This window comes from Peribacillus kribbensis DSM 17871, assembly GCF_000430765.1.
GTDB lineage: Bacteria > Bacillota > Bacilli > Bacillales > DSM-1321 > Paraperibacillus > Paraperibacillus kribbensis.
In genome coordinates this window covers 201,670-222,540 of record NZ_KE387243.1, presented here as the reverse complement: position 1 = coordinate 222,540, position 20,871 = coordinate 201,670, and the positions used below count along the sequence as shown (strand labels likewise).

Below are 20,871 nucleotides of genomic sequence, written 5' to 3'. Positions count from 1 at the left end.
AGAAAGGGTGGTAGGAAATGAAAAAGAACATTATCTTTCTGGATTTATTATTTTATGTAGCTGTACCGCTTCTCGTCTGGAAGTTCGGAAGAGGGCCAATGGGCGATTATTATGCGATGCTCGCTTCTTCTGTCCCTGGGATTTTATACAGCTTATACCGCTTTTTCGAAGTGAAAAAAGTCAATTTCTTTGGGCTGTTCATCCTGTTGAACCTCGTGATCGGGACCTTGATAGATGTGCTGGCAGGTTCTGCTCTGCAGATGCTGTGGAACAATACGTTTTATTTATTCTTTTTGGGAGGAGTCTTCCTTCTTTCCATCGCTATAAAGAAGCCGATCGGCCTTCTCTTTGCCCTGGACATTTTCGAATTGCAGGGAATGGACAGGGAAGAGCTAAAAGGTACCTTTTATCAAAAAAGGGCGCTTTTCATCTTTAATCTTATAACCACTGCTTATGCCTTCCGGGATATTGTACTGGCCGCAGTGAAGATTTGGCTGATCAAGGACTATGGTGTCGATGCTTTTGATAAAGGAATCATCCTGCGGCAGGTATTCAGCTGGGCAATCACCCTGCTTACAGCTGTCGGCTTCTTTTTCATCACAAGAATCATGAATGAAAACCAAAAGGAAATCTTGGAAAAATAAGAGGCTGTCCATCAGTCAGCTCCCGCACGTTTAAGAAGTGCGGGAGCTGGACTGAAGGCAGCCTCTTTGCTTTTATTCAGGAAGGTGTTCTCTGCAATAAGCAGCAATCATTTTTTCTTCTTCCTCTTCTAATTCAAAATCCAGAACATTGTCTGTCTCATATTCGTGGATGGTATAATTGGCAATCGATGATTGATCTTCATTCACTGTAAATAAAACTCTTATGTAAATCCCTTTTTCCGAATAAAGCTCATCATCTTCCGGGACATCTATCTGCAAATAAAATTCATATCTGTTTCCAATCAAAATTCCAAATGGATCTTTTATTTCTTGTGCTTCATGGTTGATAATATTCATTCTTTTATACAATTCCTTTCTCCATAGGAAAAGTCCTTAGCTGATATAAGAGTATCCGCAAAAGATTTTCATCTCTCCATATCTTACCCAAATATATTAAAAAGGGCAAAGTCTTAGATCATGTTTCTTTCATATGTTTTTTACTTCTGCTCAGGGGAATAACAAAAAAAGAACGCCTGAATAGCTCCAGACGTTAAAAAATCTTCTAATAGCCGCCTTCAAACGGGCTGAATGGGAAATTAAACCGCTGTTCAACCGCACGAAGTCTCTGGTTCACTCTCTGCAGTCTTCTTGCATTACGCTCGACTCGCTGATTCAGGTCCGCGACCTGCCTCTCAAGAGTGGAGACCCTTCTCTCAAGCTCTCTTATCTGGGGCTGTCTTTCCTGATGGGCCGCATCGGGATCCTGGATATATGGGTTATATGGGGCATATGAACTGGCATAAGACTGCTGACCGGGGTGATACCCCTGTTGATAGACCTGCTGAACCTGAGGCTGCACGGAATAATCATACTGATTAAACTCATCATAAATCGGCCTCTGCTGCTCATGCTCTGCCTGCTGAAGCCCTCCAGGAGCAGAAGAACCGGCTGCCTCCCCAAACTGGGGCAGCCCATACTGATTTTCATATCCAGACATAATAATCGAACCTCCTTAAAAATCGGGGGACAGTTGCGATTTTCCGCATGACTCCCCTGTACTTCTCTAAAATATGCCGGGGAGCTCGGGCTTTTTCGTATTTTTTCGGTAATGTCTTCCTTTTTAAAAAAACACGGAAGTAGGGATTGTATGAACATCATTGTCATTTCGGATACCCATATGCCAAGACGGGCGTCGAAGCTGCCTGGCATCCTGATGGAAGAGTTAAAAGGAGCAGACTTAATACTTCATGCGGGTGATTGGCAGACACCTGAAGTATGGAAGGAATTGCGGGGTTATGCGGAGGTTAAGGGAGTATGGGGAAATGTCGACGGCCCAGAAATGAAAGAGCTTGTTTCAGAAAAGCTCCTTCTTATGATTGAGGGTGTCCGCATTGGAGTCGTACACGGGCACGGAAAAAAGGGGACTACCGAAAAAAGGGCTCTGCATGCCTTTGAAAACGAAGAGGTCGACTGCATTATATTCGGCCACTCTCACATCCCCATGAAGAGGGAAGAAGGAGGAATTCTCCTGTTCAATCCAGGATCTCCCACAGATAAAAGGAGACAGGCGCTGTATTCCTTTGGCAGATTGACTGTCTCAAGCGGAAACGTGCAGGCTGAGCATATCTTTTTTAATGACAAAAGCTGATATGCAAAAGCCCGGCTTGTTAAGTAAGCCGGGCTTTTACACGTGAAATTTAAATAAGGTGCATTCCAATAAGTCCGCTGATGATGCCCAGAACCACTACGGATCCGAAAATAAAGAGAAGAACCTTTTTAGGATACGAACGAAATACCAACAATAAAGATCGAATAGAGGTTATCCCTGGTCATAATGCTTCTTCACTTTTGCTGTGTCATCTGCGATTAGATATGTGGAACGGCCAAAATAAAGAGGGACCTGCAGTTTTGATAAATCGGGTATTTGGTTTTCTTTAAACATTTCTGCATCTTTATATGTCTGCAGGATTTCACCCGAAAATAATTCATGATCACCGTGAGTTCGAACATCTGTTACTTTACATTCATAAGCGAAATAAGCATCTTGTAAGATCGGCACATCCACTTGTAACCCGTCCTGGTACGGAATGCCGAATTTTTTAAACTTATCTATATCTCTGCCGCTTGTCGTTCCGATAAGCTGAATCCATTCCGATAAATGTGCTGGCAAAAAATTAACTGCGAATACGCCACTTTCTGCAATAAGATTATATGTATGTCTGGCCCTGCCTATGGAAACTCCGTAAGTCGGAGGTTCCATGCCCAGATATGTGTGCCAGGCTGCCGCCATTAAATTTTGTGTACCATTACTTCGAGAGGTGACAATAGCGACAAGGCCCGGATAGGTGTATATTAGCGATTTATCTGTTGGGGTTCTCAGTTTAAATTCCTCCTTTTGAAATCTTTACACCATGTTATCTTTACGAATTAACAAAATCCATTTTATAATTCTTATAGACCAAATTCAACTAACGGCCTTTCCAGTTCAAAAACAGTCGGGAGCAGCACTCATTGGGATTCAACCGGGTGCAATGAGAGAACTTCACTGGCATCAAAATAGCGATGATTGGTTGTTTTACCTTTTCTAAAAACCATAATAATTCAGGGCTTTTGAATATAGTGTCCAGTACGAGAGGGTACATACCCGGTATCACCAGCTCAGCTCTATAATCAAATATGCGTTCTGCACTTAGCTGATCAGTACAGCATCTCCCTTGTCTTGAATTTAGGAAATTCCAATTTCCGGGTCTCCATTTACTAAAAAATCTGCAAATTCCTTGATAATCGGGCGGGAAGCTGTTTCATTAAGAATTGAAAGATAAATACTTCGATGAAAAGGTTGAAATCCTTCGATCATCTCAATCCTGTCCGCTTTCACTGCTGGAGCCGCCGCAAGCCTTGAAGCAAAACTAAACCCCATACCTGCCTCCACAGCAGCAATAACTCCCTCTGTACTTCCAATCGAAATCGAGGGATTGAAATCATCCAGGGAAAAGCCGTAAGAGTGAAAGTATTCTTCCATGACTAACCTGGTTCCGGAGCCCTCTTCTCTTAGGACAAGGTCATACTCCTTTAGTTTGCTAAAATCCAATTTATCTGTAATGGAAGAAGAAAATTGTTTTGGCGTTATACAGACGAGGGAGTCAGCTGCAATTGGACTAAAAGTCATTTTACTTGATGACTGTCTTACTCCTACTATTCCAACATCAATCTGATGGTTAAGAAGTTTTTCTAATATTTTTGTTGAATCACTAATTTCAACTGTAATTTTTACTTTCGGATAAAGTGTCCGAAAGTTCTTAATCCATCGGGGCAGGAGGTATGTGCCGGGAATGGAGCTTGCTCCAATGGTAAGGGTTCCGGTTAATGTATTGTGAAATCCTTTTAAATCATCGTTTAATTGTACCCATCTCTTTGTTATATCTTTCGCTGCCTGGTATACGAAGCTGCCTTGTAAAGTAGGTTTTATGCCAGAATGGCCTCTATCTAAAAGCTCGATCCCCAATTCTTCTTCAAGGCTCTTTACCTTTATACTAACGGCAGGCTGTGAACTTTTCAAAGCGGCCGCCGCTTCCGAGAAGCTTCTCTTTTCCAAAACTGCAATGAAGGCTTCAAGTTTTTTTAAATTCATTATTTCATCTCCCTTGGCATTTATTCTTAAAGTTAATTTTGTCTGCCTTGGTAAGGTAATTTAAAAATCCTCTGCATGTGAGTAAATTACGGATATTTAGAAATAGCCTAATTAAATTTTCTTTGTTAATGGGTGCATTATGCCGGCTGGAGCGGAATCAACAGGCAAGTTTAACAGAGCTTAGAAATAAAAGAGCTTGTTCCTCGAACAGGCTCTTTTATTTCACCGCTTTTCTGGTACTCTCTGATGCAAAATCTGCAATAACGACGAGAACCATGTAACAAATCAAAAGCAGTGTTATATTGGTATATTGGAAGTAACTCATACTTAGCTTAAATTGTATCCCCAATCCTCCTGCACCGACAAAACCTACAACAATGGTCGTACGCATAATGACTTCCCACCGATATAAGATATAAGTTAAAAACCGTGGTAAGACGTTTGGAAGAATGCCGTAATAAAAAGACTGCCATCGTGAAGCGCCCGCTGAGGACAAATTGCGGATAGGACGTGAATCCATATCCTCAATAACTTCAGCCCAGAGTTTTCCCAGTATTCCGAAGTTGTGAAGCGCAAGTGCAATTGCCCCTGGTAATAAACCAGGTTTAAATAGGAAGATAATCATCATTGCCCATACCAGCTCAGGAACAGACCGGGAAAAAATATATAGAATTCGGATAAAGCCGAATAAAATCCAATTATACCATCTCTTTTTTAATGTTAATTGCCCATTAGCGATATTTCTTGCAGCAGGGAGGACGGTAATGAACGCTGCCATGGTGGCAAACCCAATGGCCATAATACTCATCTTGAGGGTCTCAAGGGTAAGTTTTAAGGCACTTGCCCAGTTGTCTTTATCTAAGTAGGCAGGATGGGGGTTGCCGGCACCAAACATACCTCCAAAAAAACGCTGGCCATATTGAATATTTTTATCAGAAAAAAGATCAAGAAAATGAATGCCTGCTGTTACATAAACCCACGAGAGAATGATTAATAGAACAGTGAGGAAAGAGGAGAGCCAGCCAATACTGAGCCCATTCACTCGTTTTTCCTCAACCAAACCCCGTCGGACTATATTACTCCACCCATCAATTAATAGCACGAGGGCTATAAGAAAATAAACATAAGTCCAAACCTGGCTGTATTTTAAATCCGCCAATGATAATTGAATTTCATAACCCAGTCCGCCAAGTCCTACAAAGCTCATAATGGCTGAGGAACGGATGGAACATTCAAAGCGGTACATTGTATAGCTGATCATATCAGCCCGGACTAAAGGCAGGTGACCATAAACGAGAACTTGTAATTTAGATGCTCCTGCAGCTTTTAACGCCAAGATCGGCTCTTCCGGAACATCATTCAGCATATCAGCAAAAATCCTGCCTAGAATTCCGCCATATGGAATCGCCAAAGCCAGGATTGCTGCATACGGAGAAAGACCTACTGCCGCAACAAAAAGCCATGCCCATATTAATTCATGGATGGAGCGGGTAAAACCAAGAATACCCCGAAAAAATATTTTTGAAGTCAGGTGGGCCGCTTTTGTAGAAGTGAGTGTACCCGAAGCCAGAATTCCTACGATAAAGGCATAAAGAATGGCCAGCGACATTCCAGCAACAGCATAAGCTAGAGTAATCCAGGCTGCTTTTAAACCATTGGCCAATATATCAGGTGTGAAATCCGGCTCAATGGCACCTTTTACTATTTGCAGCAGGGTGACGAAACCGCCAGCGTGAAACAAACCAGAATTCCAGCAGACTGAGAATAGAGACCATACAAATATAGCAATCAAAAACACCGATAAAATAAACCTTTTTGGCAGGAGAAGAGCTGAATTTTTCATGTTATGCTTTCTCCTTTAAAAGGTAAAGCTCCGCCAAAAGGTCATCGGTTACTTCTTTGGTTGGCAGATCAAAAAAAATGGCACCATTTTTGATCCCGATTATTCTCGTGAAATATTTGCGGGCATATTCAACGGAATGGAGGCTGGCAATCAGCGTCTGCCGCTTCTCTGAAACGAGGTTTACCAGCATGGCCATCACATCTTCTGCCCTCGCGGGATCCAGTGACGCCACGGGCTCATCTGCCAGAATAATTTCGGGGTTTTGTATCAGCAAACGTGCCATTGCTGCACGCTGCTGTTCACCGCCTGAAAGATTAGCCGTTATATCGTAAGCTTTCTCGGCTAAACCTACTCGATTTAAAGCCTCCATCGCTAATCCTTTTTCCTGTGGAACAAGCAGGGAAATCAATGATTTAAACAGCCCCCAATCGGCCAGTCTCCCGGCAAGAACATTGTGAATCACTGCGAGGGGGCCGATTAAATCAAATTGCTGCCGGATCACACCTACTTTTTTGGCCAGCTGCTTTCCACGATACGAAGGAAGAGGCTTTTGGTCAATCAGAAGTTCACCGCTTTCCAGAGGTACCAACCCTGCAATGGTATTGAGCAAGGTAGTTTTTCCCGCTCCGCTTGGTCCGATCAGCGCAACTATTTCTCCATGGTTAATGATAAAAGAAAGGGAAGATAATGCTATCTTCCGCCCAAAATGTTTCGTTATTTGTTTTCCCTCAATTACTTTCGTTGAAGACATTTCTGAACTCCTTCTACTGTATCATCTTTAAAGCTTTTGCTACTTTCTCTATTTTTCCATAGTTAGAATTCTTCGTTTCAACGAATTTATCTGTCTGGAAGAAGTCGGTAATTTCTTTTTGTTCAGTTGTGATGGACAAAATGGCATCCTTCACTTTTTTATCTGCGCCTTGGCCAAATACATCATTAACATTGCTGTTAAGTGTCCAGTTATAGTCGAAGAAAGGAGGAGTTGTATAGAAAACCTTTACTTTGTTCGTATCCACCTTGTGGTTTTTCACTGCTTCCTGCCATACAGCTTCGTTTAAAGCGCCCGCTTTGAAGGAGCCAGATTCAACTAATTTATAGGTTGTATCATGGGAACCAGAAAAATTTGGTTTACCGTCAAAATCTTTTTCGGCATCAATGCCGGCTTCCATTAGATAATACCTGGGCATTAAGTGGCCAGAAGTAGAACTTTCGCTGCCAAATGTAAACGATTTGCCTTTCAAATCTTCAAGCTTATTGATGCCGGATGATGGCTGTGTAATAAATACTGAGTGGAACTGTGAATCACGCGGCCGCTGCGCGAAGGAATTGGCCTCAGGAACCAGCGCTCTCGCCTGTACACTTGTTAGTCCGCCAAACCACGCCATATGGATTTCACCACGCTGGAAAGCAGTTACAAGCGCTGCATAATCAACACTTGGAACAAATTCAACCTTCATGCCTGTTTTATCACTTAAATATTTTGCCACCGCCGTCATGCCTTTGCTCAGGTCAGCTGCATTTTGATCTGGAATTGCCCCTATTTTAAACACTTCCTGTGTTTTTGGTTCTTTCTTTTCTTTACTGTCCTGTTTATCATTCTGTCCGCTGCAAGCAGCTAAGGAGAATACAAGAACAGCTAGAATAATTACCGAAACCCATTTTTTCATCATTTACACCTCAATTAAATACTTTTTTCTTACTGCTCTATTTTACTCTATAAAATTTTTCAAGCAAGAGAGAATATAAAATTTTTATATATCACTTATAAATATTTTTTATAATTCATGTTTGCTGTTAAGCTAACGATTAATTGAAAACGAGAATAACGGTCATATTTTTATTTCCGGTAATTCTGTTGATGAAATCTCAGCTAATAAGAAAAAAAAGAGCTTAAACACCCGTCTATTTCTTCTTATTGAGTTATACTAGGGAGAAGACACTTAGTAGTGGTATAATAGAAAAATTGGGTGCTGGTGAAATTTAGATATCCCATTTTGCACAGGAAAGGCTGATCAAGATTGTTTCAGGATATTACCGTAGAAGATTTTATTGAATTTAAAGAGAAGAAGGGGTTCATTACGGTGGATGTTCGTTCTCCTTCTGAATATAAAGACTCTACCATCCCTGGGAGCATCAATATCCCATTGTTCGATGATAAAGAGCGGGCAGAAATCGGAACGATCTATAAGCAGGTAGGAGTGAAGGAAGCAAAGGAACGCGGACTCGAGATTGTATCCGCAAAGCTTCCTGAATTTATTAAACAGTTTAATGAAACCAAAGCTCCTAAGGCTGTATTCTGCTGGAGGGGCGGCATGCGGAGCAGGACTTCGGCCACTCTGCTGGACCTCATGGGTATTAAAACCTTCAGGATAGCGGGCGGTTTCAAGGAATACCGGAAGTGGGTCGTTGAACGCCTCGAAAACTTCGACCTGAAACCTGAGGTCTATGTTTTAAACGGATACACAGGGACCGGAAAAACCCTGATGCTGAAAAAGCTCGCCGAGGAAGGCTATGGCATCGTGGATTTAGAAGCACTCGCAGGACACAGGGGATCCATTTTCGGACAGATCGGGCTTGAGCCTGCCAACCAAAAATCCTTTGATTCTCTTCTATTAAATACACTGACTGAGCTTCAGGACCATCCTTTTATCATGTTCGAAGCAGAGAGCAGCCGAATCGGGAAAGTCGTCCTGCCTCACTTTGTCATTGAAAAAAAGGAGCAGGGAAAGCAGATCTTCATCGATATGCCGATTGAAGAAAGAGTCAAGCATATCCTGGAGGATTACCGTCCATGGGAGCACCAAACGGAAAGCATTGAAGCGTTCAACAAAATAAAGAGGCGCCTCCATACACCTATTGCAGCGGAGATCGAAAAGGATCTGGAGGAAGGAGAATTCCATTCGGCGGTTGAACTTCTTTTGATTCATTATTACGATCCGAGATATGCCTTTGCGAAAGAGAAATATCCACAGAATAAGATCCTTACTATAAAGGTTCAGAATGTAGACGAGGCTGTTTCCCGCATAAAGGAAATCCTTCCGTCTGTAAATAAGGCATCGAGCTTTAAAAAAATGTAATATCCCACTGTGAAACAGGGAATCTCCCTGTTTTTTTACAATATCTTTATACTCGCTCTATTGTCTCGATACTTTTCCATTTGATACAATGAGTTCACCTATACTGGGTAAAAATTGGCATTAAAATCAAAGGGGGATTATTTGTTTGAGTGCAAAGGAAAGTAAAATCGGCTTAGTGATGGCAGGGCTGCTCCTGTCTATTTTAATGGCTTCCATGGATAATACCATTGTTGCCACAGCCATGGGAACGATTGTTGCCGATCTTGGCGGACTGGAAAAATTCATCTGGGTAACAAGTGCCTATATGGTGGCCGAAATGGCCGGCATGCCGATCTTCGGTAAGCTGTCTGATATGTACGGAAGAAAAAAGTTCTATCTGGCTGGTATGCTTTTATTCCTTTTGGGATCGATTCTTTGCGGAACCGCACAGACCATTGAACAGCTCAGCATCTACCGGGCCATCCAGGGAATCGGCGGCGGCGCTCTAGTTCCTATCACCTTTACCATTATCTTTGACGTTTTCCCTCCAGAAAAAAGAGGGAAAATGACGGGATTATTTGGGGCGGTATTTGGTCTTTCCAGCGTTTTCGGACCCTTGCTTGGCGCATACATAACAGACTATATCAGCTGGCACTGGGTTTTCTATATCAATCTGCCGCTGGGCATTCTTGCTTTTATACTTATTCTTGCCAATTACAGCGAATCGCTGGAACACCGCAGCCAAAAAATTGATTGGGCTGGCGCCATTACACTAGTAGGGGCAGTGGTCTGCTTAATGTTCGCCCTTGAGCTCGGCGGAAATAAATATGATTGGGATTCATCCATCATTCTGAGTCTGTTCGGGGGAGTGATACTTTTAATTCCCGCCTTTATTTTCATCGAGAGAAGAGCCAGCGATCCGATTATTTCTTTTCCCATGTTTAAAAATCGTTTATTCGCATCGAGCACCATTGTAGGCTTGTTTTACGGAATTTCCTTTATCGTGGCCTCCGTTTATATTCCCATTTTCGTCCAGGGCGTTAACGGAGGGACGGCGACAAATTCAGGACTGATCCTACTGCCCATGATGCTGGGGGTAGTAGTTTCGAGCCAGGCAGGGGCCATCTCTGCCGCAAGATTGGGCTATCGGAACGTGATGATTGTCTTTGCCGTCATCTTTGCTGCTGGAATCTATCTGTTAAGCACCATTGACAGCAGCACATCAAGAACTGCCATAACGGTCTATATGATTATAGTAGGACTGGGCACCGGTGCATCCTTCTCTGTTCTCAGCATGGCAGCCATTCATCATGTCCTGCCAGCCAACAGGGGAGCGGCAAACTCTACCATGTCTTTTGTACGGCAGCTTGGAATGACGATTGGCATAACCGTTTTCGGGATCATCCAGCGAAACGAGTTCAGTGATAAAATGAAGGATGCCTTTGCAGGTATGAAGATGACCGCCCAGCAGACAGGCGCGTTTAAGGATCCCCGTGCTTTATTATCCCAGGAGCTGCGTGCAAACATTCCAGGCCCGGTCCTGGATAAAATCACAAATGCCTTGGCGGGATCCATTGCTGACGCCTTTTTATGGGCACTCATCCCTGCTGTGTTAGTGGTGATCTTTGTTTTTATGCTTACTAATGATAAGCTGGCTGGCCAGAAGGCAAAAACAGCCGATAAAACGAAGCAGGCTTAACGATATTCAGAACGGATGAAAAGGAATGGCTGTACCCAGTCCGCCTATCATTCTTTAAGAGGAGGACGGATGAATCATTCCGTCCCCTTTTCATTTTATTTGAACTTAGGGAAGCAGATTTATATTAAAATCAGGAATTTCCATATACAATTAAACTTATTTAAAGGCTGTATTAAAGGAAAGGGAGTTCTTATGAGTTTTTTCCAAAACGAGAATCAAAGAGAGTATATTGAAAAACTGGCAATGGTAACAGAGAAGTTTTCCGAAAGGGCTCAGATGCTTGATGAGACAAGAGGATTTCCCTTTCAAAATATCCAGGATCTAAAGGATTTCGGCTATACCAAATTGACCCTTCCGAAAGAATACGGAGGGCTTGGCGGAGGATTGTATGAGTTCCTGCTGTGTCAGGAAAAAATTGCCGAAGCAGACGGCTCTACCGCTCTTTCCATCGGCTGGCATGTAGGTATTACGCATCAGCTGAAGGAAAAGAATTCCTGGAATGCAGATGTGCTTCAAGAGGTATTCTCAGAGATCGGGCAGGGAGCGCTCCTTAACAGCGCAGCAACGGAAGCGAAGACCGGCAGTCCAACTAGGGGAGGAAGACCCGGCACCACAGCCATCTTTGAAAATGGAAAATGGATCCTGAACGGCAGAAAGACCTTCACGACTCTTTCTCCAGTCCTCGACTTGATTCAGGTCAGTGCATGGGTTGAGGAAGATGAGGGAATCGGCTGGTTTCTCGTCCATCGAGAGCAGGCAGGTGTTTCTTTTGAAAATACCTGGGATATGATATCCATGCAGGGAACAGGCAGTCATGATCTGATATTAGATCGTGTCGAAATTGATCCTAACTATTATATTGAAAAACCAGGAAGAAGAAAGACTCAAGGTGAGGGATGGCTTCTCCATATACCGGCCTGTTATATAGGAATTGCAGGTGCTGCCCGCCGTTACGCGATTCAATTTGCCAAGACTTATACACCAAACAGCCTGAACAGCCCGATCAAAGATCTGCCTAACATCCAGCGGCAGATAGGTGAAATGGAACTGCAATACATACAGGCCAGAAGATTCCTTTATTCCGTGGCAGAAAAATGGGAAGAAGACAGAGATAAAAGACCTGAACTGTCCAGGGAGCTTGGTGCGGTGAAGACAGCCGTAACGAATGCCAGCATTTCTATAGTGGATAAGGCAATGAGAGTCGTTGGCGCCAAGAGTCTTGAGCGCTCAAATCCTCTGCAGCGGTATTACAGGGATGTAAGGGCCGGCCTTCATAATCCTCCGATGGAAGATGCCGCGATCTCTGTTCTCGCAAAATCTGTCCTTGAAGATTGAGAAAGAATGAGAAAAGAGGCAAGAAGCCTCTTTTTTTTGCGGTAAATTATGTTAAAATTCTGAATATAAGAGAACGCTGTCAAAAAAAGAGCTCGGTGCAAGCCTGATAACCAAAATATAGTCCAAATCCAATCAGCGAAAGTCCCGACAGCACGGATATGACTGCCAGCGATCCGTTCCTGAGAAACCGGCGGAAGCTGCTTGCGATGGCCGCCATGGTGATATCCCAAATGAGTACGCCGATAAAGATCGCGGAACTGTACAGGACTAATTCCTTTTTTTCATAAGAAGCCGCCGTCTTTGCCAGGATGGAACCGTAGATTCCAATCCAAAAGAGGATGGTAAGCGGGTTGGAGAGGGACATAAAAAAGCCGGATGTAAAAGATTTTAGGTGGGATTCTGCACTGCGGGTATTTTTTACAGAGAATTTTCCTGCAGATGCCATGCTTTCGATTCCTGTGTAAATCAACACAAAACAGCCGAAAGACCAAAGAAGGGTCTTCATGAAGGGAATTTCAATAAACTGTACGAGGCCAAAATAAACAAGGAGCATATAAACCATGTCAGCAACGGTTGCCCCGAGCCCGACCAGCCAGGCATTCCAGAAGCCGCTTTTTATTCCTTTATCAATCTGGGCAGCATTAATGGGGCCGATAGGGGCGGCTAAAGACAAGCCAAGAAAGATATAGCTGAAGAAGATACTCAACGCACAAAACCTCCAGTATGATTTTCGGACAAACCTGCTGTTTTAAAGTTATTCATAATAGTCGGCTTGTACCACTGGGGGCTTAAAAAATATTTATTCTTTTCCCAAGGGTTTCTGCATGATGCCCGTCATGAGCAGCGCATTCCCTTATTGCAAAATCGATGGATAAGGACTGGAATAAGCGTTCTACTATTTGAAAGGAGTGATGAAATATGAGCAAGAGAGCAGTAAGGATTCTAGTATTTAGAATATGGGAGGGGATGGGCAGCTGATCATCCCCCGAATGGAGGAAAAGATGAAGAATACAACAGCTTTATTAATTATTGATGCCCAAACAGGGATTATAGAGGGACCGCCGGCAGGGCCTGTATATAATAAGGAAAATCTGCTGGGAACACTTAAAGAGGTTTTAAAAAATGCGAGAAATCAGGATATCCCGGTTATCTATGTTCAAGATACGGATGTAGGGGGAGAGGAATCCCTTCAGTTCCAGGTTCATCCCGAAATTGCCCCTCTTGCAGAAGAGCTTACTTTTCATAAGAAAGCGACCGATTCGTTTCATGGCACAGGCTTAAACAAGGCCCTGCAAAATCTTGGAATTCAGCATTTGGTGATCATGGGCTGCAAAACAGAATACTGCATTGATACAGCATGCAGAAGAGCAACCACTCTCGGATTTGATGTTACCTTAGTACGCGGGGGTCATTCCACTACTGACAACACCGTTCTAAAAGCCGGGCAAATCGTGGCCCATCACAATGAACATCTCCATGGGTTGAGTAATCTTGAAAATTTTATCATGGTCCGTGATTCTTCCGATGATTTGTTTGAGCATAAGCATTCAGCTTACAAGTAACCGTTAAGAAGGTGCAAAGCCATTATTTTGCACCTTCCCTCTTGCATATTAGTTCTTAATCACTATCATTTTATTTGAATCTCTGACACTTGTTAGCAGTAGTACAGTAGTCATTTTAAACAGTGCTTTAAAAAAAGTTTAGATAAAGTGTCAATGACTGCAATGTTTCTTCCAATTATAATGAAATTATCTTAAAGAACTTCAGGGGGAGGGGAATACATGAGAGACCAATGGAATGCACTAATGGATGCCAGCCTGGTTCTGAATGCCACAGGTTCAGGTGCATTAGATGGCCGGACCTTTGCTGTTAAAGATGTCTTTGCCATACAGAATGTCCGCAACAGCGCAGGTAATCCGGATTGGCTGAGGACCCATCCTCCTTCAGACAAATCCGCCCCCGTTATCGATGCCCTCCTGAAGCAGGGTGCACGATTACAGGGGACCACTCACACCGATGAATTGATGTACAGCTTAAACGGTGAGAATCATCACTATGGAACACCAGTTAATCCCCGTCTGCCCGACCGGATACCGGGAGGATCATCAAGCGGTTCTGCCTCTGCCGTTGCGGCTGGATTAACTGACTTTGCCCTTGGAACGGATACCGGCGGTTCAGTCCGGATTCCCTCATCCTATTGCGGCCTGTATGGATTTAGGCCAACCCATGGACTTGTCGATATATCAGGGGTCATTCCACTGGCAAAAAGCTTCGATACCGTAGGGTGGATGTCGAGGGACCCCCATTTATTGCTTCAGACCGGCAGCGCTCTTATTCAATCAAAGGAATCAATCGAAGAGGGTTTTGATTTTCTTTATTTCGACAAAGAAGTCTGGTCTTTTATTGAAGAAGAGGAGAAGGAGATTCTTATCAAAGCTGTTTCTTCCTTTCAAGCTCTGGCCAAAAAAAGCGAGACAATTATCCTTTCAGAAGAAGGTCTTTTTAAATGGGGGGAGCTGTTCCGTACGATTCAGGGGATAGAAATATGGGAGGAGCATCGCGATTGGATAACGAGCGTTCATCCAGCATTCGGTCCTGGAATATCCGACCGTTTCGAATGGGCTTCCAGTTTAAATAGGGATGAACTTCCTCAAAAACAGAAGGAAAGAAAAAACATAAAGGAATGCCTATCCCATCTATTACAGCATAACGGCCTTCTAGTGATTCCTACAGCGCCGGGGGAAGCCCCAAAACGGAATTTACCCGCAGAAGCACTGGAACGGACCCGCACAAAAACCATGCAGCTTACCTGTATTGCAGGATTAGCTGGTTTTCCGCAAGTCACTATACCTATTCTTAAAGCAAACGGCGCTCCGATAGGACTGTCTTTCATTGCAAATGAAAATCAGGACCTGCGATTATTAAGCTGGATTGAGAGGGTTACTTCTTTAGAAAATAGTGCAGAAGAGAGTAAAATAGAGACATATAGGTTTTAAAAAGAAAAAAGCCATTCTATCAGTAGAAAGATAGAATGGCTTTTTTCAGCTTCCCCGATATATTTGATAACCGTAGGGTGATATCAGCAAAGGAACATGATAATGACGATTTGTTTGTAAGATATAGAATCGGACAGGCACATCTTCCAGGAAGGCTGGATTATGCGGCTGAATTCTTTTGCTGCGGAAATAGTCCCCAATATGGAAGACCAGTTCATATCTTCCCGGCCTTACTTCTTCTTCTGATAAAAGCGGCTGATCCAGCCGGCCATCAGAATTTGTGACCGCTGTTTTTATCAATTGGCTGGATTCAGACGAAGGTTCAGTATAATAAAGATCAATTGCCACATGATCTGCCGGCAGGCCATGAGTTAAATCCAATACATGTGTTGTTACGCCAGACATCAATAAAATCTCCTTTCCTATTAGTTCTGTTAGAGACCAAAGTGGTTGGCTGACAATCCGCCTATGACAATGGGAAATTAAACATGAGAGGCGGTCAGCTGCTTTCAACAGCCGGTAAGCCGAGAAACTCCTTCTCTTCAAAACTGAAATATTCACTTAGCGTCTGTTTTCTGTCATCCAGGAAAAGCTGATCGGCCACTTCACTGACAAGCCTTGGTATACCGAATCTCATGCCGGATATTCCAGAGGCTGTAATGCCGCAGCTGATTAAAGCTGAATAGTTGTAGGTAAATATTCCATACAGGAGTTTTTTTCCTACTTCATCCCGGCTTTGCAGGGCAAATCCAGAAGTGAGGTAGGGGTGCGCATCTATGAGCGGATTGGAAATCTCCTCCGGCGCCTGGTACATATCTCCCCAGCGGTCAATGAATTTCTCAAGCAGCTTTAACTCCGGACGCAAACCAGGATCCGTCACAAGTCCCGTGCTGATCATTAAAAAATCAAAGGAGAAACTGCCATGCGGAGTGGTTACTTCTGCACCATTGCCGCATGCTCTTACTTCTTCCCATGGTGACCCAAGATGCAATTTAAAGCCGGGATAGGAAGCGGCACGGCCAAACGTATCATTGGTAGGCGGCTGATTATTTTTAAAGAAATGAGCCATCACAGCATATTTTTCTTCATCCTTTAAAATGCTAAATCGTTCAATAAGGCCGGATGGCTCCATCTTGCGAATCGGATTAATGCTCGGCAGCTCTTTTCTGCGGACAAATACATGAGCTTCAGCCACTCCTTCTGCCAGTGCGAAATGAGCGTTGTCGAATGCAGATGCCCCGCCTCCTAAGATACCAATCTTTTTGCCTTTTAAGGAATTAAAGTCTATTACCTTAGAAGTATGAGTATAGAGATGGGGAGGCAGATTTTCTGATATCATGGCAGGGACATGCCATTCACCTCCGCCTTGAATGCCTGTTGCCAAAATTACCTTCCGGGCAATCAGGGATTTGGAGGGAGCTCCCTGTCTGTTAATATGAAGCCTGTACAATCCATTTTCTATTGGCTCAATCAGCTGGAGCCTCGTATCATTTTGAACTGGAAGCTTTAACACGCTCTTATACCACCGCAGGTACTTCATCCAGTCCCCGCGCGGAATTTTATCGATCTCCTCCCAGCTTTCTGACCCGAATTGGGCCTCCCACCATGAACGGAAGGTGAGGGAGGGGATGCCAAGGTCTATAGAGGTTAGATGCTTGGGCGTCCTAAGTGTTACCATTCTTGCATAAGTTTCCCACGGCCCTTCGCTGCCTTTCGGATTTTCGTCAATAATAAGGATATTGGAAATCCCTTCCCGGAGCAGGCCAAACGCTGTTCCTAGGCCGCCCTGGCCGCCTCCCGTGATCACCACATCATATACATGTCCTTCCGGGTGGTTTCGGGGGCGGACCCAGCCGGCATTCCCGAATGAAAGATAAGAAAGATCTCTTCTGACTTGTTCGTTCAAAGCTTCTACACTCATATTTCATCCTCACTTTCTAAAGGTGTTGGCACTTAAAGGAAACCGGATTCTGCATTCTCTCCCGCTTTTTCCATTAATCGGAGCCACGCAATCTTGTATATTTCTTCTAACGCTGTTTGAAATTCTGTTGATGTGCTATTCTCCAATCTTTCTTTCATAGATTGATAGATTTCATATTTGTTTTTTCCGCGGACCGCCAGAATGAAGGGGAATCCGAATGTTTCCATATACGTCTGATTCAATGAAATAAATTGTTCATATTCTTGTAAGCTTAGGTCCTGGAGACCGGCTCCTTTCTGTTCAACCTTGGAATCATCTGTCATGGCTGCCTTTTCTCCTAAATTAGGATGAGCCTGTATGAGGGCAAGCTGCTGCCCGGATGGTGCATTTTTCACGATCGCTACCATTCTTTCATGCAAATGCGATAGGGAAGAAAAGGGCTTTAGAGCATCGGCTTCTTCAGCAATCCAAGGTGAATGTTCAAATACACCGCCCACCATTTCCACGAACTGTCTGGTATTCGTTTGATTGATTTTTTCGATGAATTCCACGCCAAACATCCTCTCTTACACGCTTTTAGCTTCAGCAGCCAGGACTGCATCCGGAACAGACATGACATCTGCCTTAGCAGGTTTGTTCAAAGCAAGATTTAATAGTACGGCTGAAAGGCTCCCAGTGATGATTCCATCTCCAAATAAAATTTTAAGAGTGGAAGGCAGGATGGCAAATAAATCGGGAACAACTGTGGCTCCGAGACCTAAAGAAATGGAGCAGGCAATGACCAGCAGATTGTTATTGTCGGCAAAATCCACACCGTTTAGCATTTTGATACCTGAAGAAACCACCATACCAAACATAATGACTGTCGCTCCTCCAAAGACAGCAGTGGGAATCATCGTGGCCAGGGCTGCAATCTTCGGAACCAGGCCGAGTGCGATTAAAATGATGCCTGCTGCAATGGTCACGCTTCTCTTTTTGATGCCCGATAGCTGTACAAGGCCGACATTTTGAGAAAAGGTGCTGTACGGAAAGGCATTGAATAAGCCGCCAAGCATAAAGGAAATTCCTTCTGTCCGATAGCCGCGGATTATATCCTTTTCGGACAGCTCTTTTCCGGTTATTTTGCTTAATGCGAGGAACGCTCCAGTCGATTCCACCAAGATGACAGAGCCTACTATGATCATGGTTAACATGGGTACCAGTTCAAATTTCGGTACACCGAAATAGAAAGGAGAAGGCATATGGAACCATGAAGCGTTCACAACAGCGTCCGTATTCAGCTTTCCCATAAAAGCCGCCTCAACAGTCCCCGCCAGAATACCAATCAAAACAGAAATAGCACGGAGGAAGCCTTTAAAGAACCGGTTCAAAATAAGAATCAGTACAAGGACCCCGAAGGATAGAATGAGATTTTCCGCAGAACCGAATTCAGGGCTCGATTGGCCGCCGCCCATATTTTTTATGCCAGTGGGGATGAGGGATAACCCTATAATGACAACCACTGTACCAGTAACAACAGGAGGAAAAAGTTTCAGCAATTTACCATATAGATTGGAGAAAAGGACCACGAAGATACCAGCGGCTATGATAGATCCGTAAATGGCGGAAATCCCATAATGTGTACCGATGGTAATTATGGGGGAAACAGCCACAAAGGAAGTTCCCAAAACAACAGGAAGACCTATCCCGACCAGACTATTGTTCAGAGACTGCAGGATTGTGGCCAGTCCGCAGGTAAGCAGATCTATGGCAATCAAGAATGCCATTTCTTCCGGTGTGAATTTTAAGGCACTGCCGACAATGATTGGGACTAAAATGGCACCGGCATACATCGCCAGAACGTGCTGTAAGCCTAGATAAAACGTTTTAGATTTTCCTATTTTCTTCTCCATTCAAAAATCCCCCTTTGTAAATGTCAGAAAACATAACATGTAATGTATTGAATATTTACATATTAATGAATTTTTAGAAAACTGTCATTGTGCACTATCACTAAAAATTTGAATGAGGGATATTTAAAATAAACAAGAATACAGGAAGCAGGCTGCAAAAATCACCTCGAAAGCTTATACTTTTTCCAAGAGGGATTTTACGCGGAAAGCCATCCGGATTTGAATAGTTGTTTCGGGATCCCTTAAGCTCCTGCCGAGGATTTCCTCACATTTTTCAATCCGGTACACGACTGTATTGCGGTGCACAAAAAGCTTCTTGGCCGTTTCTGATATTTGGCAGTGAGTTTCTACATATACAAATAAGGTTTCAAGCAGCGATTGTTCTTCCTGTCCGGCCGGATCAGCAAAACCTCGAAGGGCACAGGAATAATAGTTCTCCAAGTCCTCACGCGTAAGCCTTCTCATCAATCCCATTATGTCCTTTGAATGATAGGTATGGATATACTCCTTTTTCTTCACAAGCTTCCCCTGGCAGAGTGCATCCTCTGCCTCCTTATAGGCATTTCTAACCTGCAAGAACGTATCACACCAATTACTCAGACCGAACGAAATGGTGGCAGCGAAGTATTGCGAAACTTTAGTCTGGAGCTGAACAAGCTTGGATTTGACCTTATCAAATGGATCTGTCACATACTCTCCTGCTTCAAATAACAAGATACAGCATCCACTCCTCATAAAAAAGTGAAGGTTCGAATCCGCACCCGCGGTTTCTTCCTCTATAAAGCCGTAAATATCCTCCATTTTTCCAGGGAGCTCTGAATAGCTGGTGTGTAAGTCATATTCATCCAGCTTGCCTACAGCACAAAGGTAGCCTCGATCATTAGCCAAGGAAAATTCTTTGGCACGGCCGGCGATTTCTTCCTGAGAAGAAAAGGAACCCTCTAAAAATTGAAGGAAAAAGTCATTCCGCATACTCCGGCCATGCTGCTGCAGTGCATGTTCCTTTATTAACGAGAAGGAAATAACATTGGCAGCCTGTTCAATCGTTAATAAAGTGAATGGATCTGATTTCAGCACTTCTCCTGCAATCATCAAAAAACCTGTTTTCCTTTCGCTTATGTAGACAGGAAAGAAAGTATAAGTTTGCCTGTCTGTTAAAAAGGAGAGTGAGACAGGCCTTTTACCGAAAGGGAACTTTGACATTCGGTCTTTCAGACAAGGAAAATCTTGGGCAGGTCCTGATCGGTACATGGATCTGAAATACTGATCCACGATCTGTACCGGCCGCTGAATCATTCGAGATAAGTCGCGGAGCAGCAGTGGCAGACCCTTGCCCTGCATGACGATATTGGTAAATTGCTTATGTGTTTCGAGGGCAAAGGATAATTCTGCAGCCCTCCTGTCAAGAATGGCACGGAAGGTCTGGTTGACAATATCCCCAAGTGATAAATGCAGGGGAAGTTCAATGACAGGGAAGGATAATTCATTTGCAAGTTCAATCACTTCCTCTGGAATTTGATCTATAAACCGTTTTGTTTTAATACCCAGCGCCGAACATCCTTGAATGTGCATCTCCCGAATTAGGTCCAGCAGGGAATGTGGATCATCTTTAAGATGATAAGCAGTCGTCACCAAAAATTCATCCTCCTTTAAGTAATGGATGATATCGGGCGCATCCATCATATTTACCGATTTTACATCCCGCTCTTTTCCCATCATTCCGGCAATCAAGTGCATCCCATTCAAATTACGTATCGTTAAGAGTTCATAAACCTTCATGACAGCCTCCCTGTGTTACCAAATCTTACATATTAAGTAACTATTTTTCCCATCCTATCATAATTTTGTTTACTT

20 protein-coding genes and 1 pseudogene are annotated in these 20,871 nt (G+C 43.5%); 8 read left to right on the top strand and 13 right to left on the bottom strand.

Annotation, left to right across the window (positions count from 1 at the left end):
* Nucleotides 1-17: 17 nt before the first annotated feature.
* Nucleotides 18-644, top strand: a complete 627-nt coding sequence (locus H539_RS0124875) for a VC0807 family protein (RefSeq protein ID WP_026695768.1) — start codon at nt 18-20, stop codon at nt 642-644.
* Nucleotides 645-716: 72 nt separating this feature from the next.
* On the opposite strand, the gene H539_RS0124870 is transcribed toward H539_RS0124875, so the two are convergent.
* A complete protein-coding gene (locus H539_RS0124870; RefSeq protein WP_342664042.1) occupies nt 717-1,013 on the bottom strand; it encodes a DUF6509 family protein in 297 nt (98 codons plus the stop codon).
* A gap of 193 nt (nt 1,014-1,206) precedes the next feature.
* Nucleotides 1,207-1,641: a hypothetical protein gene (locus H539_RS0124865; protein WP_051348795.1), complete on the bottom strand. Its 435-nt coding sequence runs from the start codon at nt 1,639-1,641 to the stop codon at nt 1,207-1,209.
* A 150-nt stretch (nt 1,642-1,791) separates the two neighbouring features.
* Between H539_RS0124865 and H539_RS0124860 the strand changes: the two genes are divergently transcribed.
* Nucleotides 1,792-2,292: a metallophosphoesterase family protein gene (locus tag H539_RS0124860; RefSeq protein WP_026695765.1), complete on the top strand. Its 501-nt coding sequence runs from the start codon at nt 1,792-1,794 to the stop codon at nt 2,290-2,292.
* Nucleotides 2,293-2,463: 171 nt separating this feature from the next.
* Here the strand turns inward: H539_RS0124860 and H539_RS0124855 are convergent, their stop codons facing one another.
* Nucleotides 2,464-2,997: a flavin reductase family protein gene (locus H539_RS0124855; protein WP_342664044.1), complete on the bottom strand. Its 534-nt coding sequence runs from the start codon at nt 2,995-2,997 to the stop codon at nt 2,464-2,466.
* Between the two features lie 124 nt (nt 2,998-3,121).
* Here H539_RS0124855 and H539_RS33490 point away from each other — a divergent pair.
* Nucleotides 3,122-3,226 (top strand): annotated as a pseudogene (locus tag H539_RS33490) (hypothetical protein); the annotation flags it as partial.
* Nucleotides 3,227-3,369: 143 nt separating this feature from the next.
* Here the strand turns inward: H539_RS33490 and H539_RS0124850 are convergent.
* The 4 genes from H539_RS0124850 to H539_RS0124835 form a co-directional block, all read right to left on the bottom strand.
* The gene (locus H539_RS0124850) at nt 3,370-4,275 is read right to left on the bottom strand and encodes a selenium metabolism-associated LysR family transcriptional regulator (RefSeq protein WP_026695763.1); all 906 of its coding nucleotides are present in this window, start codon (nt 4,273-4,275) and stop codon (nt 3,370-3,372) included.
* A 217-nt stretch (nt 4,276-4,492) separates the two neighbouring features.
* Entirely contained in the window at nt 4,493-6,118 is a 1,626-nt protein-coding gene (locus H539_RS0124845; protein WP_026695762.1) for a PhnE/PtxC family ABC transporter permease, read from the bottom strand.
* A 1-nt stretch (nt 6,119) separates the two neighbouring features.
* A complete protein-coding gene (locus H539_RS0124840) occupies nt 6,120-6,869 on the bottom strand; it encodes a phosphonate ABC transporter ATP-binding protein (RefSeq protein WP_026695761.1) in 750 nt (249 codons plus the stop codon).
* Between the two features lie 13 nt (nt 6,870-6,882).
* A complete protein-coding gene (locus tag H539_RS0124835) occupies nt 6,883-7,788 on the bottom strand; it encodes a putative selenate ABC transporter substrate-binding protein (protein WP_245602259.1) in 906 nt (301 codons plus the stop codon).
* Nucleotides 7,789-8,136: 348 nt separating this feature from the next.
* On the opposite strand from H539_RS0124835, the gene mnmH reads away from it, so the two are divergent.
* The 3 genes from mnmH to H539_RS0124820 all read left to right on the top strand — a co-directional run bounded on the left by mnmH (nt 8,137) and on the right by H539_RS0124820 (nt 12,208).
* The gene (mnmH, locus tag H539_RS0124830) at nt 8,137-9,195 is read left to right on the top strand and encodes a tRNA 2-selenouridine(34) synthase MnmH (RefSeq protein ID WP_026695759.1); all 1,059 of its coding nucleotides are present in this window, start codon (nt 8,137-8,139) and stop codon (nt 9,193-9,195) included.
* A 178-nt stretch (nt 9,196-9,373) separates the two neighbouring features.
* Complete coding sequence (locus tag H539_RS0124825) at nt 9,374-10,873, top strand: MDR family MFS transporter (protein WP_035324173.1); 1,500 nt, start codon at nt 9,374-9,376, stop codon at nt 10,871-10,873.
* 192 nt (nt 10,874-11,065) lie between these two features.
* Nucleotides 11,066-12,208, top strand: coding sequence for an acyl-CoA dehydrogenase family protein (locus H539_RS0124820; RefSeq protein ID WP_026695757.1), 1,143 nt, complete (start codon nt 11,066-11,068; stop codon nt 12,206-12,208).
* Nucleotides 12,209-12,287: 79 nt separating this feature from the next.
* On the opposite strand, the gene H539_RS0124815 is transcribed toward H539_RS0124820, so the two are convergent.
* Nucleotides 12,288-12,914, bottom strand: coding sequence for a LysE family transporter (locus tag H539_RS0124815; RefSeq protein ID WP_026695756.1), 627 nt, complete (start codon nt 12,912-12,914; stop codon nt 12,288-12,290).
* A 295-nt stretch (nt 12,915-13,209) separates the two neighbouring features.
* Between H539_RS0124815 and H539_RS0124810 the strand changes: the two genes are divergently transcribed.
* Together H539_RS0124810 and H539_RS0124805 are read left to right on the top strand one after the other, a co-directional pair.
* The gene (locus tag H539_RS0124810; protein WP_026695755.1) at nt 13,210-13,770 is read left to right on the top strand and encodes a cysteine hydrolase family protein; all 561 of its coding nucleotides are present in this window, start codon (nt 13,210-13,212) and stop codon (nt 13,768-13,770) included.
* Nucleotides 13,771-13,989: 219 nt separating this feature from the next.
* Nucleotides 13,990-15,204: an amidase gene (locus tag H539_RS0124805; RefSeq protein ID WP_026695754.1), complete on the top strand. Its 1,215-nt coding sequence runs from the start codon at nt 13,990-13,992 to the stop codon at nt 15,202-15,204.
* Between the two features lie 45 nt (nt 15,205-15,249).
* Here H539_RS0124805 and uraH read toward each other — a convergent pair whose 3' ends face one another.
* The 5 genes from uraH to H539_RS0124780 form a co-directional block, all read right to left on the bottom strand.
* Nucleotides 15,250-15,609 carry a hydroxyisourate hydrolase gene (gene uraH, locus H539_RS0124800; protein ID WP_026695753.1) on the bottom strand — a complete coding sequence of 120 codons (360 nt, stop codon included), beginning with the start codon at nt 15,607-15,609 and terminating at the stop codon, nt 15,250-15,252.
* Nucleotides 15,610-15,703: 94 nt separating this feature from the next.
* Entirely contained in the window at nt 15,704-17,125 is a 1,422-nt protein-coding gene (locus H539_RS0124795) for an NAD(P)-binding domain-containing protein (RefSeq protein ID WP_026695752.1), read from the bottom strand.
* A gap of 32 nt (nt 17,126-17,157) precedes the next feature.
* The gene (gene uraD / locus H539_RS0124790) at nt 17,158-17,676 is read right to left on the bottom strand and encodes a 2-oxo-4-hydroxy-4-carboxy-5-ureidoimidazoline decarboxylase (protein ID WP_425414768.1); all 519 of its coding nucleotides are present in this window, start codon (nt 17,674-17,676) and stop codon (nt 17,158-17,160) included.
* Between the two features lie 15 nt (nt 17,677-17,691).
* The gene (locus H539_RS0124785; RefSeq protein WP_026695750.1) at nt 17,692-19,017 is read right to left on the bottom strand and encodes a nucleobase:cation symporter-2 family protein; all 1,326 of its coding nucleotides are present in this window, start codon (nt 19,015-19,017) and stop codon (nt 17,692-17,694) included.
* Nucleotides 19,018-19,191: 174 nt separating this feature from the next.
* Nucleotides 19,192-20,796 carry a PucR family transcriptional regulator gene (locus H539_RS0124780; RefSeq protein WP_026695749.1) on the bottom strand — a complete coding sequence of 535 codons (1,605 nt, stop codon included), beginning with the start codon at nt 20,794-20,796 and terminating at the stop codon, nt 19,192-19,194.
* Nucleotides 20,797-20,871: the final 75 nt, after the last annotated feature.

Excerpts from the sequence above, each read along its gene's own strand:
- H539_RS0124785 (WP_026695750.1), bottom strand. The coding sequence starts at position 19,017 with ATGGAGAAGAAAATAGGAAAATCTAAAACGTTTTATCTAGGCTTACAG.
- H539_RS0124845 (WP_026695762.1), bottom strand. The coding sequence starts at position 6,118 with ATGAAAAATTCAGCTCTTCTCCTGCCAAAAAGGTTTATTTTATCGGTG.
- H539_RS0124850 (WP_026695763.1), bottom strand. The coding sequence starts at position 4,275 with ATGAATTTAAAAAAACTTGAAGCCTTCATTGCAGTTTTGGAAAAGAGA.
- H539_RS0124875 (WP_026695768.1), top strand. The coding sequence starts at position 18 with ATGAAAAAGAACATTATCTTTCTGGATTTATTATTTTATGTAGCTGTA.
- H539_RS0124820 (WP_026695757.1), top strand. The coding sequence starts at position 11,066 with ATGAGTTTTTTCCAAAACGAGAATCAAAGAGAGTATATTGAAAAACTG.
- H539_RS0124805 (WP_026695754.1), top strand. The coding sequence starts at position 13,990 with ATGAGAGACCAATGGAATGCACTAATGGATGCCAGCCTGGTTCTGAAT.
- H539_RS0124835 (WP_245602259.1), bottom strand. The coding sequence starts at position 7,788 with ATGATGAAAAAATGGGTTTCGGTAATTATTCTAGCTGTTCTTGTATTC.
- H539_RS0124825 (WP_035324173.1), top strand. The coding sequence starts at position 9,374 with ATGGCAGGGCTGCTCCTGTCTATTTTAATGGCTTCCATGGATAATACC.
- H539_RS0124865 (WP_051348795.1), bottom strand. The coding sequence starts at position 1,641 with ATGTCTGGATATGAAAATCAGTATGGGCTGCCCCAGTTTGGGGAGGCA.
- H539_RS0124795 (WP_026695752.1), bottom strand. The coding sequence starts at position 17,125 with ATGAGTGTAGAAGCTTTGAACGAACAAGTCAGAAGAGATCTTTCTTAT.
- H539_RS0124840 (WP_026695761.1), bottom strand. The coding sequence starts at position 6,869 with ATGTCTTCAACGAAAGTAATTGAGGGAAAACAAATAACGAAACATTTT.
- H539_RS0124860 (WP_026695765.1), top strand. The coding sequence starts at position 1,792 with ATGAACATCATTGTCATTTCGGATACCCATATGCCAAGACGGGCGTCG.
- H539_RS0124780 (WP_026695749.1), bottom strand. The coding sequence starts at position 20,796 with ATGAAGGTTTATGAACTCTTAACGATACGTAATTTGAATGGGATGCAC.
- H539_RS0124810 (WP_026695755.1), top strand. The coding sequence starts at position 13,210 with ATGAAGAATACAACAGCTTTATTAATTATTGATGCCCAAACAGGGATT.
- uraH (WP_026695753.1), bottom strand. The coding sequence starts at position 15,609 with ATGTCTGGCGTAACAACACATGTATTGGATTTAACTCATGGCCTGCCG.